At 56.8% G+C, this 14,010-nt stretch carries 14 protein-coding genes; all 14 read right to left on the minus strand.

All coding sequences use genetic code 11. The features are described 5' to 3' along the window. Positions 1-462 (minus strand): hypothetical protein, encoded by a 462-nt coding sequence (locus tag CSQ92_RS27845; protein ID WP_099395990.1) that lies wholly within the window; start codon positions 460-462, stop codon positions 1-3. A gap of 12 nt (positions 463-474) precedes the next feature. Next, complete coding sequence (locus CSQ92_RS27850) at positions 475-1,224, minus strand: DsbC family protein (protein WP_099395991.1); 750 nt, start codon at positions 1,222-1,224, stop codon at positions 475-477. 33 nt (positions 1,225-1,257) lie between these two features. Next, positions 1,258-1,734, minus strand: a complete 477-nt coding sequence (locus CSQ92_RS27855) for a PH domain-containing protein (RefSeq protein ID WP_180277136.1) — start codon at positions 1,732-1,734, stop codon at positions 1,258-1,260. A gap of 295 nt (positions 1,735-2,029) precedes the next feature. Further along, the gene (locus tag CSQ92_RS27865) at positions 2,030-3,616 is read right to left on the minus strand and encodes a conjugal transfer protein TraG N-terminal domain-containing protein (protein ID WP_099395994.1); all 1,587 of its coding nucleotides are present in this window, start codon (positions 3,614-3,616) and stop codon (positions 2,030-2,032) included. A 10-nt stretch (positions 3,617-3,626) separates the two neighbouring features. Beyond that, positions 3,627-4,022, minus strand: coding sequence for a hypothetical protein (locus CSQ92_RS27870; RefSeq protein ID WP_099395995.1), 396 nt, complete (start codon positions 4,020-4,022; stop codon positions 3,627-3,629). 7 nt (positions 4,023-4,029) lie between these two features. Further along, on the minus strand, positions 4,030-4,245 hold the full coding sequence (locus CSQ92_RS27875) for a hypothetical protein (protein ID WP_099395996.1): 216 nt from the start codon (positions 4,243-4,245) through the stop codon (positions 4,030-4,032). A gap of 7 nt (positions 4,246-4,252) precedes the next feature. Next, positions 4,253-5,599, minus strand: a complete 1,347-nt coding sequence (locus CSQ92_RS27880; RefSeq protein WP_099395997.1) for an integrating conjugative element protein — start codon at positions 5,597-5,599, stop codon at positions 4,253-4,255. Positions 5,600-5,612: 13 nt separating this feature from the next. After that, entirely contained in the window at positions 5,613-6,872 is a 1,260-nt protein-coding gene (locus tag CSQ92_RS27885) for a TraU family protein (protein ID WP_143450455.1), read from the minus strand. A 17-nt stretch (positions 6,873-6,889) separates the two neighbouring features. Then, positions 6,890-7,378 (minus strand): TIGR03757 family integrating conjugative element protein, encoded by a 489-nt coding sequence (locus CSQ92_RS27890; protein ID WP_099395999.1) that lies wholly within the window; start codon positions 7,376-7,378, stop codon positions 6,890-6,892. Continuing rightward, positions 7,365-7,946, minus strand: coding sequence for a hypothetical protein (locus tag CSQ92_RS27895; RefSeq protein ID WP_099396000.1), 582 nt, complete (start codon positions 7,944-7,946; stop codon positions 7,365-7,367). Before CSQ92_RS27895 ends, CSQ92_RS27890 begins: the two co-directional genes overlap by 14 nt. A 34-nt stretch (positions 7,947-7,980) precedes the next feature. Continuing rightward, the gene (locus CSQ92_RS27900; RefSeq protein WP_099396001.1) at positions 7,981-10,872 is read right to left on the minus strand and encodes a conjugative transfer ATPase; all 2,892 of its coding nucleotides are present in this window, start codon (positions 10,870-10,872) and stop codon (positions 7,981-7,983) included. Positions 10,873-10,897: 25 nt separating this feature from the next. Continuing rightward, positions 10,898-11,362, minus strand: coding sequence for a TIGR03751 family conjugal transfer lipoprotein (locus tag CSQ92_RS27905; protein WP_099396002.1), 465 nt, complete (start codon positions 11,360-11,362; stop codon positions 10,898-10,900). A gap of 15 nt (positions 11,363-11,377) precedes the next feature. Further along, on the minus strand, positions 11,378-12,970 hold the full coding sequence (locus tag CSQ92_RS27910) for a TIGR03752 family integrating conjugative element protein (protein ID WP_099396003.1): 1,593 nt from the start codon (positions 12,968-12,970) through the stop codon (positions 11,378-11,380). A 9-nt stretch (positions 12,971-12,979) separates the two neighbouring features. Further along, complete coding sequence (locus CSQ92_RS27915) at positions 12,980-14,008, minus strand: TIGR03749 family integrating conjugative element protein (protein WP_099396004.1); 1,029 nt, start codon at positions 14,006-14,008, stop codon at positions 12,980-12,982. Between the last annotated feature and the right edge of the window lie 2 nt (positions 14,009-14,010).

Consider the following 14,010-nt stretch of genomic DNA (forward strand, 5'->3'; position numbering starts at 1 on the left):
TCAATTCCCCCAATCGAGGTTCTGTGCACAAATAACCGCCGGTGCGATATCGTCGGGCATGATCTCCTGCGCAGCACCAGGAACCACTGGCCGTCCCAACTCAACCACCCCTGCACCCAAATACAAGCTCGCTCCCCAGCCGACAGAGCGAGGCGCAAAGCCGATGTACGCTCGCTCCGCGTCGCAGTTCATCCGGTTGCAACGCGTGAGCACGAAAACGTCCGAGTTCGCCGTCCTGAACAGACGAAAGGTGTTCTTTGACAGGGCAACACTGGAAAACCAAGGCGGCAGCTGCGCGGCGCGGCGCTGGATCTCAGCCGCCATTCGCGGATCGACATGCATATCTGCCGCCACCAGCGTACCCGCCGAGGAACAGGCGCCGGTGGCATCCAACGGCCTGGCAAAGCCGTTCAGCGCGCACAGCACGATGGGTGCGGCGAGCAACAGGACTCTCGATTTCATCGTGCCTTCCTTTCAGCGCGTCGCGGCGCCCAATTGATCGATCATCTCCACCAACTGGCGAGGGGGCAACGCGCCGACAATCCTACGTCCGTCCGCCAAGACAATAGTCGGCGTGCCGGCAATTTTGAGCCGAGCGGCAAGTTCAATCACTTCGTCTACCGCCGTGGCATCGCATGCATTGTCCAACGGTGGATGTCGACCGGCCATAGCGGCTTCCCAGGCCTTGGAACGGTCGGCCTGACACCATATCGCACGCACGAGCGGCAATGCTTCCGGCGAGGCAATCGGCAGCGGGAATGTGTACACCGTCAAATCTGGTAACTGTGATAGGAACTTGTGCACCACCTTGCAAGCAGGGCAGGTAGGATCTTCAAAAATTGCGATGGCACGTTTGCCGGAGCCTTGAATCCGCTTCAACGCAAGGTGGAAGGGGAGGGCGCCGAAATTCACGCTGCTTAGTGTATCGATCTTCTTCTGGGTGAGATCTTCCTTGGTTGTCAGATCCATTAGCCGGCCGTCCAAAATGACGTAGCGTCCTCGGGCATCGGTATAAAAAATATCCGAACCGGCGACCACTTCGTATAGTCCAGCGATCGGTGTCGGAGTGATTTTATCGATCACAACCCCCTTGTCCGTGCGCCGCTCAATCGCATCCTTAATAGAACCCGTGTCCTGCATTACGGAACCATTCGATTCGGCACCCGCCGGGCCGTGTAGCAAGCCGAAGCCAAGTACGAGAAGCGGAATAAATGATCGCAGCATAGATCCTCCTATAAGGTGATTTTTTGATCTGTATCAGTCAATTTCTCTCACACCTTTTTGCACACGGCACTGCTCGACATGTGCCCGAATGAGATCGGCGACCTTCGCCGGAGCAGGGATCGCGTTTAGTACGACACGGGGCGTCGACCGATCAGAGGTCAGCAATACTATCTGCCCGCGTCCCAGTAGTCGCTGCACCAGAGGCTGATGAACCGCAATATCTTTGACGCGGTACAACTCAAGTTCATCTACCTGGACAGCCAGTACACCAGAACGCTCCCTGAGACGTTGAGTGGTCAGCGTGTAGGTATGGCAGGCAGTCCGAATCATTCGCCATGCCGTCCACAGTACTGGCAGCAGAAGCCAGAACCCGATCAGCGAAAGGAACATCCATCGGGCGTTGACGATCTGTCCTTCAGTCGCTTTCCAGATAGGAGTGCTTTCCGGCAGCAACGCCGCGGCACCGGCAAAGGGCGGTTCAATCACAACAGGTTCGGTCTGCTCGTCCATGTTGGCTCCACATGAGTTATCAACCTCGGGTTTACATCCTCGACGAAAGATATATGCTTGAGAACGAGGGAGGTGCATCGTGATGACAATGAAGAAAATTGCTCGACTGTTATTTTGGCTCGCAGGTTCTTTGGGTCTCGCGCTGGTTTGGGCCGGCAGGATCCTGATTGAGCTACTGGCGCTCTGCGCAGGGGGAAAGAAGGAGCGCCCCCAAAGGGATGCGCGTGCGCGACGCTACTCTTGGGACAATGATGGTTACAGTTGGAATGGCCGTCCCGACGAAATGAAGTAGCATTCATTTGGTGAACCTTTTTGCCGCGCCGCCCGCGATATTGCTCCCTGTCTGCCCAGCGTCTCGCCCGGAATTGACAGCATCGCTAAGCATCCGTTGCACGCCGTGGCCGACGTTGATGCCTATCCACGCCATCATGCCGCTAAAAAGAATGGGCAGACCGATGAACATCAGCATCAGTGCCATGTTGAGCACAATACGCTTGTAAGTGTTTTCGGTCGTGGGATTGTCGAGTGCAAACTCCAGCAATGCGTTGCCGCTTATGCCGGGATACATCGAAGCAATGAGATTATCGTCCATCCACCGGGCGACGTACCACATCACTGTCCAGAACTTCACTGAAAAAATGCCAATCGCGCCGATGAACATGACGGCCAGATTGTACCTGCTGAACACCAGAATGATGGGCAGGAAAATGTATATCCCCATGAGAATAAGCGGCTGTGCAATTGTCATGAAATAGATCAAGGGCTTCATCGATGCCGACGCCTGGAACGCCTGCCAGCCGGTACCGGCCGCGCCAGCGATGTTCGCCGGCAGATGCATAAGCCAGCCGATTCCCCCCGTCTCGCCGCCGATACCGTTTGTCATCGATTCGCTGTCGACGTAGGTAGGAGCGGTCTTCTGGTACGCCAGCCTAGCCTCCCAGTCCCTATGCTCTTCTTCCGATATACCAGGCGTCAACGACCGAACTGCCGCACCCAGTCCCTGAAGCCCGCCAATAGTCGAACTCAACTGATCACGCAGTCCGTGAGTACCTGCCTCCCACCATTCCTTGCAACTCGGCCGTCCCAAAGCCGGGCTACCTGCGGATGTATTGACATCGACATCGCGAGAGGGATTGAATGGGAAGCCGGCCACTTCACTCCTGGCATACAAATCGGCATACAACATGGGATCATCACGAAACGCGTGACTTCCGATCCAGTCGGTGTCCGCCTGCCCGTATTTCGCGATCTCCGCAGCCGCGACAGGCGACGGGCTTCCGGCCGTCAGAAACCGGGATCTGGCCGGCACGAAGCACTCACTATAGAAACGTTGTACTGAGGATCGAAGTTGGGGATCTTCGACCGTCGCAATATGGGCCAGATCCTCCAACTGGCGGAAATCCCGGATGCCTCCCTGGATCCCAGCGCGCGTGGCGGCGTTAATTCCGCTACTGATACCGAGCACCGTATACCACCATGGAGGAATGGCCGCAATGCTGGGCACAGTGTTACCGAAAACCTCGGGACGACCGTAGCTGCTGTCCGATGCAGAGGGTGTGGCTTTCACCGGGGCTGGCTGAAGCGAAGTCGGCGTGGGCGCGTGATACAGTTTCATGGTCGACAGCGATGTGATGGACGAGGGAACGAGGCAGAGTGCAAACACGACAATCGCCGAAAACAATTCGACTTCCATCCGTCGAATCATCCAGGCTGTGCCTTGCGCATCGTCGTCCATCTCATGCCCCTCACGCCAGACTTGCACAATTGTCACCAAAAACGGGATGTAGATGATCCCGCTCGCCGACAGGACGCTCCATATCACGCCGCTAAAGAACCAGCCGTAGAGCGTGGTGTACAGCTCAAGGTAACTATCGACACCCATATTCCCTCCGCTACGCAAGCTGGCCAGCTGCAGATGCCAGCAAAATGAGTTGAAGCGTCACCAGCGCGGCGAACCACCTGCCCTTGCGTTCGATCAGTACCTCGCGCGCGGATTCCGGCGCCACGCCGCGCGTCACCAGCCACGCAACGATCTTCTCCCACCCGATCCACAGACAGATCGTGACAACCAGATGCATACAGTAGGCAACTATGCGGTAACGAGCTATGAATTCGAACAACGCGCGGGCTTCGTCTGATACCAGCAAGAGCAGCAGACCCAGTGCGACCAGCACTGCCATGGCCAGCATGGTTACAAGCAACATGCCCGCAGCGCGAAACAGGCCGCGATACAGCGATTTGTTCGGCCGGGTGTTTGCGTGTTTAATGGAGCGTATCTTGTCGGACATATCGGCCTCACCACCGCCTCTGCCGGACGAGATCAATAACAATGGACTCCAGAACTGCCCAGGCCTCGTCTGCCAACCCTCCAAGCACCATGCACAATCCACCCAGCATGACCATGGCAAGCATCAGCAGAATCAGCGTGCCCGCGAGACACAGCACCGTAGAATACGGCGTGTTCTTCAGCCGAAATTGTGCTCGTTTGAGCAAATAGCTATTGTCGAACATGTCATCCTCACTTCACTCGACCGTTGTTCATGATGTTTTTATCCGCTGGCTGCTGGGTCGGCAGAGGCGCCGCTATGGCCCGCCGCCCTTGATACGCCTGCAGCAAGGAGCCGGCAGTGTCCGAGACAATCTCTCGTCGAACACGGCTCTCGAACAACAGGTCCTGGATGAACTGGGTCAACTGGTCAACCTTCTCCTTCGCAATCGCCACGGCCGGCTCATGCTTTTGCACCTCTGGCAGGCTTATTCCCGATATCAGCACCGCGCGCACTGCCAGTGCCTTTTCGATAGTACGGGCAAGTGCTATTTCCTTGGCGATGCGTTCGGAACTAATCGCCTGCATATCCGCTGGAAGCTCACGAATCGCGCGCACTACATCCGTTGTGATCGAGACGTCGGGCGCACCAGATGCAGCCAGGGCTGCATAGGTCGGGCTACTGCTACTGATTGCAAGCTTCACCTGGTTAAGCGCGGCCGGGATCTCGGCGTCATATTTCGGTTGCAAGCCGATTGCCGTATATACACCTTTTGGGGCACAGGACGTTTCGTCGCACGTGGCAATCAGATGGTCTCCAAGGACGGAGACGGCGAAGTCTGCAGCGTCCTGCGGGCGTGGAAATACCTTCCCCAGTGGCGTGCCGCCTGTCGAGTAGTTCGCCGTGTTGGAGGCGGTGACAGGCTGCATCATCGTCAGGTTGTAGCCAGCTACGACGATATCGTTCACGGGACGAATAGCCGGTTGCGTAAAGCCGCCAGCAACCTTATTGCCGATCCAGGTGACCCCCTTTCGGCCGTTGTCCGCTTCGACTTTGCTTTTCGCAGATACAACATCCGTATTCGTGCCGGCTTCCACGCTCCACCCCTCGCCCTTGGCCAGGCCTACCCACTTCGCATAGGGATCCTTCCCCTGCTTGATCTGCGCTTCCATCTGTTCGCAGCTGTCCAGCGCCGCATTCACGCTGATCTCGGCCTTCTTGGCATACGTCTGAAAAAGCTCATACAAGCCCGGTTGGGCGCGCTGTAGAACATACAGCGGAAGGGCGCTGATCCCAGCTTTGACGGCACCTGTGATTTGGGTACCGAGGCTACTGAATCCGTTCATCAGATTGGCCCAACTAAGTCCGACGTCGAACTTGCCGCAGGTGTAGTTAGCGTTGAGCTTGATGCCAAATCCCATCTTGACCGCCAAAGCGTTCGGATTCGGAGATCGAGCGGCAGGCGCACTGCCACCGATGCGGTAATAAAGCTGGGACTGCGATCTTGGTACATCCTGTGTTTGAGCCATCGCAGATGTTGCCCCGGCACATACAGCAACCAGCACAATGAACATGCGATATTGGTAAAATGAGTTCATTACCTCCCCCTTTTCAAAATGCGATCGATCCGATAAAGATGCCTTCTACCTTGCAGCATTCCAGGCGCCGCCATAGATTCCAGCTATAGGCCTCTTCGGACGAGCTTTGACCATCGCCCCAAGTGGTCAGCGACAAGGCGTCATTGGTACCGAACACTTCGCAGGTCGCGGAAGGATGTGGATACAGCCGCTGCCATTTCGAGTCTTTAGAATCGTTGGGAAGCACTGGCCCGAGTCCGAAGTACCGGTATCCCGAGTCCGATGAGAGCGCTGCGTACACATGCGGTTGCGCCGACTGAGAAATAATGTTTGCCACCCGTTGGGCCAAAACCGCAGCACCCTTCATTGGTATTTGCTGCGTCACCGCGCCCACGCGTGGGTACAGGCTCCCCCAAGTGTTGAGGCCAGAGCTGCCAACTTCTTGCACCCCGGGCAGATACGTCGACGGGTATAACAGCTCGGCCGGCACGATGCCGCGCCATACCAACGCATCTAGATAGGAATGAAAATGCACCATCAGACCCTTCGACGTCGATGGACACATCAAACCGCTTGCGGCGGCCGGTGCCGCAAACCCCGCGGCACGCGCCAGGCTGTCGGCAGGAGCGGTGGACGTCGGCGCGCCGGATGCCAGTGTCTGACGCACTTGCGCAACTGCCGCCGCACCGCGGGTATAAATGTCCGCCCCGCGTCGCAGTGCTTCAATATCCGATGAGGCGGCCGCAGTAGCAGTATCACTACGATTACTGACGCGCGGGTTTCGCAAAAATTTTCTCAGCTCGCTCTCATCCGGTATTGCCGGCGCTAAAACGCCTGCACTGTTCTGGCTTGCCGAGTTACCCAGACCGATCATCGACGTAGGGTTACCGATGGCATCGGCATCACGATAGAGGATATTGCGGTCGGTTCGCTCACCAGAAAATCTGCTGCCAGCGGAATCGGTTGCCATGCCAACGAGGCCGGAGGCGACTCCGCCTACCGCCTTCGTGACCGTCCGGCCATAATCGGCCCAGGGATGGCTCGCCGCATCATGCCAGGTGCTGACAACGACCTCGGGTGAAAAATGGGAGATTCTCACATTACTGATCACGCGGCAATGCGGTGGAAATGCTTCACACTTTAGCCAAAAGCAAGCGCCCGCCACCCTGTAGTTGCTGCATGCAGGTACGGCCTTGAGGGTGTTAGCCACGATGTCTGCGGTATTGGTTTGCGCCCAGGCACATGCTCCAGGCAGCGCCAAAGCTGTCAGGAATACCTGTATTAAAGTATTCACTTGCTCCCCCCTTCTAACTATTGCCGACTGCTATGCTGAAAAATGCTACGCGCCAGATCGATATCAGTCTCGCCATAGATCACTGCCTCACCATTGATAACCACGGCGGGAATACGGTCAACACCGTACCGGGCCGCTTGAACGATACCTTCGGCAGCCGACTTGGTTCGGCGGGCAAGCGCCGCTGCGCCAAGGGCGTGCAGGCGCTGGCGCAAAATGCTCTGTGCCTCCAGCTCGTTCCCTGGCAATCCAGCGGAAAGCTCACTATCGAGCGCTTCCATCGCGTCCAGTACATACACGCGCGCATCGCGGATATTGGTGAGATAGATTGCTGAGTTCGAAAAGACTTCCACAGTTGTTACTGGGCGCGAGCTATTTATGCCAATCGATGGGCGCTCAATCACCACATTCGCGGGATGTGTGTTCGTGAGTCGAGTTCCTGGCACTACTACCGTATTGGTCGCAGCTGCTAATAAAAAAACCGCTATCAGACTATTGGTCATCATTGCTATCCCCTTTTCGCTTATGACATAACCGTATAAGCGCTGCCAGCTGGATTTCCGACACCATTCCACTGCTATTTTTTGACCGGGCAAGAAGTCTCTGATCGGTACTCGCCCCAACAATCATCAGCGTGCCGTCGATCCCGGCGTCGACAAGACGCTTTGCACTTTCCGTCAGTATCACCACCGTCTCCGCACGCTGCGCACAGCAATTGATGAAACGCTTAAGCCTGGCCGGCATGGTGACCAACATACTTTCCGGCCCATCTATCGCGATCAGCTCCACCCCATACAGCGCTCCAAGCGGAACGCTAGCCAGATCGGCCAACGAACTTCGTCTCCCACCACTGACAATGTCGGCTGGGAGATGCGGGTGCCCAAACATGCTCACGTAGGACTGACATGCACGTCGGGTGTCGTGATCGGCCAACGCTTTGCCGATGAAATGCGCCGCTAATGCCGCCCTGAACCTCGACTCTTCTCGCTCCACGATCACAATCGGTAAGTGTCCCTTGGTACGCACAATTGCATTGCCAATGCCGGTCCACAGATCAGACCTGTTCCTGTTCATCTCGTTGTCCTTTACGTATCGCCGCGCTACATGCTCATGTTGCACGTACGGCAAGCTCACGCGCGATGCGTACTGCCGCCTCCAATTCCGTAATCCCAAATTGATTCATAATCCGCTGGCGCCACGCTTTCTCGTGCCCTTCTGTCATCGCCAGTGCAATAGCTAAGGGGGGCGGAACGTTCCGGAACAGCCCCTTATGCGTACTACTGAGTAGCACTCCTTCGGTGTACTTAGGTGGCTCCTTACGCGTCGACAGCATCAACAGTCGCTCCTCTTCAGTGAGCGACTTGAACCGCGACACTTGCTTCACCTCTTCCGCTTCCATGGTCAAGAGCAACCAGAATTCGCACATGTTCAGCACCCGGCTCATCGATTCCGGGAAGTCCTTCATATCTTGCGTGGCGAGCCAGAACCAAAGGTCCAGCTTTCGCCACATCTTCGTACCCTTCACAATTTTTGGTCCTAGCAGCGGATTTGTAGTGATTAGATGGCCTTCGTCCGTCAGGAAAATATGGGGCCGCCCCTCGTGCTGATGGGCCTCACCGTTGGCGTGCACGTGGTCTAGCAGGCCCGTGTAGGCGACAGCCAGAGCGTCTTCGTATCCGTCCTTGACAAGCGTGCCCAGTTCCACCAGGGTGACGTCAGCATCCGGCCACTGTTGTCCGTATCTATTAAAGAGCTTGCCTCTTAGGTCCATCGTGTAGACCATCATCGACTCGCCCATGTGGTAGGCACGCTCGCGCCGCTCGTGCGGCAGCGTCCCATCCTGATTCATGTCCATGAGTGCCTTGGCCACGTCTTGTGTGAGGGGATGCGGTTTGCCACCTTTCTGTGCCTCCATCGATGCGGCGATGATCGCGCGGCTCACGACGTATCGATCTGCACGCGTCATGCGCTCAATCTCCCTCGGTTCGCCACCGGTGATCATCATGATCGCGGCGATGGTCATCTCCCCAAGGAAATCCCGTTTTTCGTCGTCCTGGTCCATTGAGGAGCGCCCGGCAGCATCCTCCCCATGGTCCGGCGGGCCGTCCATCAAGCTTTGTTCTATCCTCTCTTCGAGCTGCCTGGCGACGTCTGCGGACGTCCTCGCGGCGGCGTAAGCGGCGATGGTTTCCGGATCCCTGACTAGCTTGGCGCCCATGGCAAACGGTGGAAGCGAGACATCGTTGTTGGGTGTGAGCTCGACGGAGTGCGTGGTCAAGCCCATCGTCCTAAAGTAGTCCTTGAGCAATTGGAACGATTTTCCCGCATCCGCGATTGTCAACCGAGGCCGGTGAATAGCCATTTGGAACAGTGCCAGAAAATTCAACGTGGCCGATTTGCCGGCGCCCGTCGGCCCCAAGGTGAGCATGTGAGCATTTTTTTTTCGGTCTAGTGGATTCAGCGGGTCTATCCAAAGCGGCTCTCCACCTCGATTCCAGAACGGAAAGCCGGGATGTCCGGTGCCCCTTTGCCGTCCGTACACCGGCGACATGGCAGCGATCTGAGATGCAAAGAGGAACCGTGTGCGCTTCATGTACTTCGCGTCGAATTGCGGGTCGAAGCACATAGGCAAGCCCCGAACAAAGGCATCGAGTGAGGTCAGATCATGTGCAGGTTCGATGAAGCGAAAACCCGAGGTTCCCATCCGGGCATTGACTGCTGCAATATCCTTGCGTAGCGCTTTCTCGCTGGTCCCGGAGAGGTACAGCACCGTAAAAGTGGGCAAAAGCCAGTCCCCCGTTTGCATGTGCCGTAAAATCTTATTACACTCATCTGAGGTCTTTTCAGCATCGGGACTTTTCGCTTTCGAGCGATCACGGATGCGTTCCACCTGGTCGCGGACCACGTCCTGGGGGGTGATCATGATCGTCATCGACAACATGGCATTCTCAGGCATCCGGTCAAAGCGGGCGAACAGATGCTTCGCGTGCTTCCTTTCTGCAGTCAGATGACCCACCTCGGGATTGGAGGTGATCTGCTGCAGCGTGAGTGCTTTCATCAACACGCCGTCGAACTTGAAGCCCCCCCAAACGGGGTCCGATTCCGGCAAGCTGAGATTGAGAAAGGTTGCGAAGTCGCGCCCAAAGATTGGAGCTTCGCCGTCAGGTTGGGATGACGCATCGCCGGGATAAGGAAATGCTCTCAATAGTTCGGCAGTCGTGCCATATCTGCCGCTGCGGTTAAAGAACGGAAGCAGCCATTCGTACAGATCAATTCCCCCGCATCGACGCATCCGCGCGCCAGCCTCCTCTAGGTTGGCCACGAGACTATCGGCCGCTCGATTAAGCACGTCGGACGGCGACTCGACCCCAGGTACAGTGATATAGCCATTCGGATAGACTCGGTACAGGCAGCACCTCACCCGCCTAATCTGACCCCGCCAGACATGTCCGGATACCTGGGTATCTTCGAACAGGCCGCCATCCTGGGAGACGTTGGCAACGTGCAGGGCATACTCATACAGCACGGCCTGGGTCAGTTTGGACTCTTTGATAGCCTTCCCACGAACGGGGTTGGCGGCATGAACCTCATCAATATATGCTTCCAGATCGTCCTTGAGTTGCTCAATATTGCGGTCGTCGTTGACGAAAAATTGAACAATCCAGTCTGGTGTCCCGGATTCCGGGAGGGTTTGCAATGCAGCCTGGACCTTGCGGCAATACTCCTTGAGCATCGTCTCGGCCTGAGCCTCGGTCGGTATCGGAGTCAGTTCGAAAAGCGCGCCCACACTGATACCATCGTTTAGCTCGAACACTTGTGTTGATGGCTCATAGTCGCGCCACGGCAACAATTCTGTAAACGAAGGCGATCGGTTTGCCATCTGCCTGCGCTTCGCCGTTGTCAGGAGCTGTTCCCCAGCGCCTTCGCGCGCACTCCCGTTCCGCACATCCGCGAGCTCTTCCACCCCACGGGACGCCTTCGCTTCTCGCCATGCAAACATATACCCCCCAAAAAAACGGTCAACGTCAGTGAGAATCTGGAGTCTGCGCCGCCGGATCGGTCCCACCCATCCGGCGTGACGCAGCAAGCGCACTGGGTGCGACTTCCCCGGGCAGGGCATACTGGACCGATTCGAACATCGGAAAGACCGTCACATATCCGGGAACAGGGTATTTCCCCTTCGCGAGATGCGGATACACATACATCTCGATATCCGGATTCGGTAGCCGGGCAAAGCGGCTGTACATTGCGCCGACCAGGCCGACGTCGGAGCCATTTTCGCGCGCAGGTTCGTCATACGGGCGACGTGGCAGCTCCGATTGAGCAGATGAGGCACGGCCGCTATTCTCCTCTACGTGCCGCTCATAAATGTCGATCATCTTCGGTCCGTTTCTCGGCAATGGGCTCTCTCGCGGACCAGACACCGAGCAGCCCTGTAGCGATACAATGCCAGCAATAACAGGCAGGGCCATAATTGAAGTCAGCTTCATAGTGGAACCTCCCGGTCAGTCCAACAATTGACGGGCACCAGCGGGCGCCTCACTGTTACCGAAATCAAGTTTGCGCCCATCAGACGCCTTATCGATCGCTATTTCCTGCTCGAAATGGACTACCAGGCGCCCACCGGCCGGCGTCACCACCGCGTCGAACGAATTGTTCAATCGCCGCATGATCCAGTTGCTCACTTCATTGACACCGGAACCGGCTGCCTGGCCGAGCACATAAGTGCCTTTGTTGCCGGTCACAGCTGTGGTCGAGCCAAATGCATTTTCTGCGGTCGTGGTCTCCGCCAGTGCAGTCGCTTGGGCGGCGATGCTCAGCGTCTTCATCGTTACCATGTCGGCAAGATAGGACGGAGCATTCGTAACAAATTTTCCGCTGACACAAGGGTTACCGTATTCATCTGAAATCCAGGCTAACTTGTTCGATTGTGTGACCGACTGAGTTGCCTGACCACCACCCGTTCCGCCAAGAGTCGGAGTCGCCCCATCTCTTTTCATAGACACAGTTTTAATGGTGCCGTCGTCAAACACAAACGTGAGGGACTGGATCAGCCCTTCCGAGCAGCTCAACGCCATATCGCCAATCGCGATACCGGACATCACGATGCCAGCTACCGCATCAGGCACGCGATGGCCATTGGCGGCCAAATTATCCCTTCCGATCAGGAGTTTGAATTGCATCGGATCATGAACCTTGCCGTCAATCGGCACACGTCCCACCAGCGCGGTCATTAGAGTGACCTTGGTCATGGTGGCATTCTCGGGAATGGTGTAAAAGGGACGCGACGTGTGCTTATCTTGATTTCTGGAGGCAGCGCGAGCTGTGCCTGCAACTGGATCGATGGTCGTCTGAGTTGGCGCGCCTTGGCGCACTGGGCGTCCCATCGAATCCATGATAGCTACTGTGCCGTCACCCGCCTTCGCTTCCTTATAGCCCACTGGTAGGTGCCTCGTATAAGTGGCACTGGCCCTACCGTTCGAGGCGCTACTTACGTCAGTTGTGCGGGAATCATCGTAGCCCAGGCCAGTTGGGATACCCTTGGGATTGGTTGAACCCAGCGAGTTCACCATCGTCGAATATCCCCCAGTGGCCGCGTCCACAATGCCTCCTATTGCCGTTGGCGATTGCTTCCCTGGCTTCGATTGTCCAGGTTGCTCGCTATCCCCAGCTTCCGGCGCCGGCTTAGCGTGCAATCGCTGTTCGGCCAAGACCCGCTCGGTCACCTCGGCAACAATAGTCGCCTGATTGTTTTGTAGCCTTGCGTTTTCCTGCTTCAACAGATCGTTGGCTTCAATGACCTTTTGCACCTTGTCGCGCAACTCATTGTTGCTTGCTGTAACTGTCTTCAGGGTCTCGCTTGGACTATCCGCATCCGCACGGCGCGGCGCCGGCGACAGCGCCCCCACACCAAATAGCCCACCCGAACTCGCAGGCGCCTCATCACCAGGTGCCACCGGTACGGCCGGTAACGGATCCGCCACTTTGACAGCTGCTGATTGTCCGCCGCCATATCGAGCAAACAGGACGTATGCCACGATTAGCACCGCGCAAATGGTGAAGATCGGTGTGAGCTTGCTCTGGGTTATCGCTGGCACAGTATCACCTCATCTGCATGAATGGAACGGCTGGCCGCAGACCAGGTACAGCGTGGTGCTGTCGTAGTCGGATCCTGATGCCAGGACGCGATGATGCTGCAGGGCCGCAGCGACCCAACGGCCCCTGATTTGCTCAAGGTCCAACGAGACGGAACGCCCCTCCAGGTTGACTACCTGAACGGCCGTGACATATAGATCCCCCGAGCGCCATTGGCCGAGCGGACGACCTCTAGTGCGCACGCCCCGAAACAGTCCTTCAATGCTTTTGCTATCCATTGGTATGCTACGCACACCGTCTGTAGACGGTTTGAGTCGCCGGGGCGCGTACACAGTCTGCGCCGCGTACCGCGTCAGTTGAACCATATCGAGTACAGGTGCTTGCTCTTCCTCGCGATCCCCCTGCTGTTGGTCTACCGGGGGCTGATTCTCATAATGTACCTCGACCTCGGAACTTAGCCCGTCGACATTGCCCACATTTAGCAAGTCCAAAGGAATTGCTTGTCCGGTTACAAGATCATCCACCAGCGCCCGGATGGGCGCAGTGCGTGGTGTCAACATCGAAAAATACGCAGTCCGTCCGATAATCTGCATATCAACGTCAGCTTCCGCACCGGATGGCAGCGAGACCGCCACCGGATTTGGGAACGTGACCAGCCTTTCGGTGTTTCCCAGCGAGATCCTCAATGGATGACGCTTGAATTCGATGCGCTCCGGCTTTGTGTTGGCGCTCTGTTCTATCCCTTTAATTTGTCGAGCGTCTTTTGGTTTGGCTGGCGTAGGATTCGAGCTCGCTCCCGCAGACTTTTCCGACGCTGTGATACCTGGGCGCGATTCTGGTACCAGTTTTCTGCCGCTTGGCTTCACAGCCGAGCTAGAAGGGGCAGTTACAGCAGCGCTAGGTTCGACAGCTTGCGTTCCCACTTCTCCCAACTCCAACGTAGGAATACTGCCAGTTCCGGACTGCGCATGTACCATATGGGCTGCAGATAGCTGAAATAGCACCAGCACCCCTATCGTTGAAAAAAGTCGACCATTCATGC

This window comes from Janthinobacterium sp. BJB446 (assembly GCF_002735655.1).
In the GTDB taxonomy this organism is placed as follows: Bacteria; Pseudomonadota; Gammaproteobacteria; order Burkholderiales; family Burkholderiaceae_D; genus Janthinobacterium; species Janthinobacterium lividum.

Bases quoted from the DNA above. Each gene is read 5' to 3' on its own strand.
- CSQ92_RS27895 (WP_099396000.1), bottom strand. From the start codon at position 7,946: ATGAACAGGAACAGGTCTGATCTGTGGACCGGCATTGGCAATGCAATT.
- CSQ92_RS27900 (WP_099396001.1), bottom strand. From the start codon at position 10,872: ATGTTTGCATGGCGAGAAGCGAAGGCGTCCCGTGGGGTGGAAGAGCTC.
- CSQ92_RS27890 (WP_099395999.1), bottom strand. From the start codon at position 7,378: ATGATGACCAATAGTCTGATAGCGGTTTTTTTATTAGCAGCTGCGACC.
- CSQ92_RS27865 (WP_099395994.1), bottom strand. From the start codon at position 3,616: ATGGGTGTCGATAGTTACCTTGAGCTGTACACCACGCTCTACGGCTGG.
- CSQ92_RS27845 (WP_099395990.1), bottom strand. From the start codon at position 462: ATGAAATCGAGAGTCCTGTTGCTCGCCGCACCCATCGTGCTGTGCGCG.
- CSQ92_RS27915 (WP_099396004.1), bottom strand. From the start codon at position 14,008: ATGAATGGTCGACTTTTTTCAACGATAGGGGTGCTGGTGCTATTTCAG.
- CSQ92_RS27905 (WP_099396002.1), bottom strand. From the start codon at position 11,362: ATGAAGCTGACTTCAATTATGGCCCTGCCTGTTATTGCTGGCATTGTA.
- CSQ92_RS27875 (WP_099395996.1), bottom strand. From the start codon at position 4,245: ATGTTCGACAATAGCTATTTGCTCAAACGAGCACAATTTCGGCTGAAG.
- CSQ92_RS27880 (WP_099395997.1), bottom strand. From the start codon at position 5,599: ATGAACTCATTTTACCAATATCGCATGTTCATTGTGCTGGTTGCTGTA.
- CSQ92_RS27850 (WP_099395991.1), bottom strand. From the start codon at position 1,224: ATGCTGCGATCATTTATTCCGCTTCTCGTACTTGGCTTCGGCTTGCTA.
- CSQ92_RS27870 (WP_099395995.1), bottom strand. From the start codon at position 4,022: ATGTCCGACAAGATACGCTCCATTAAACACGCAAACACCCGGCCGAAC.
- CSQ92_RS27855 (WP_180277136.1), bottom strand. From the start codon at position 1,734: ATGGACGAGCAGACCGAACCTGTTGTGATTGAACCGCCCTTTGCCGGT.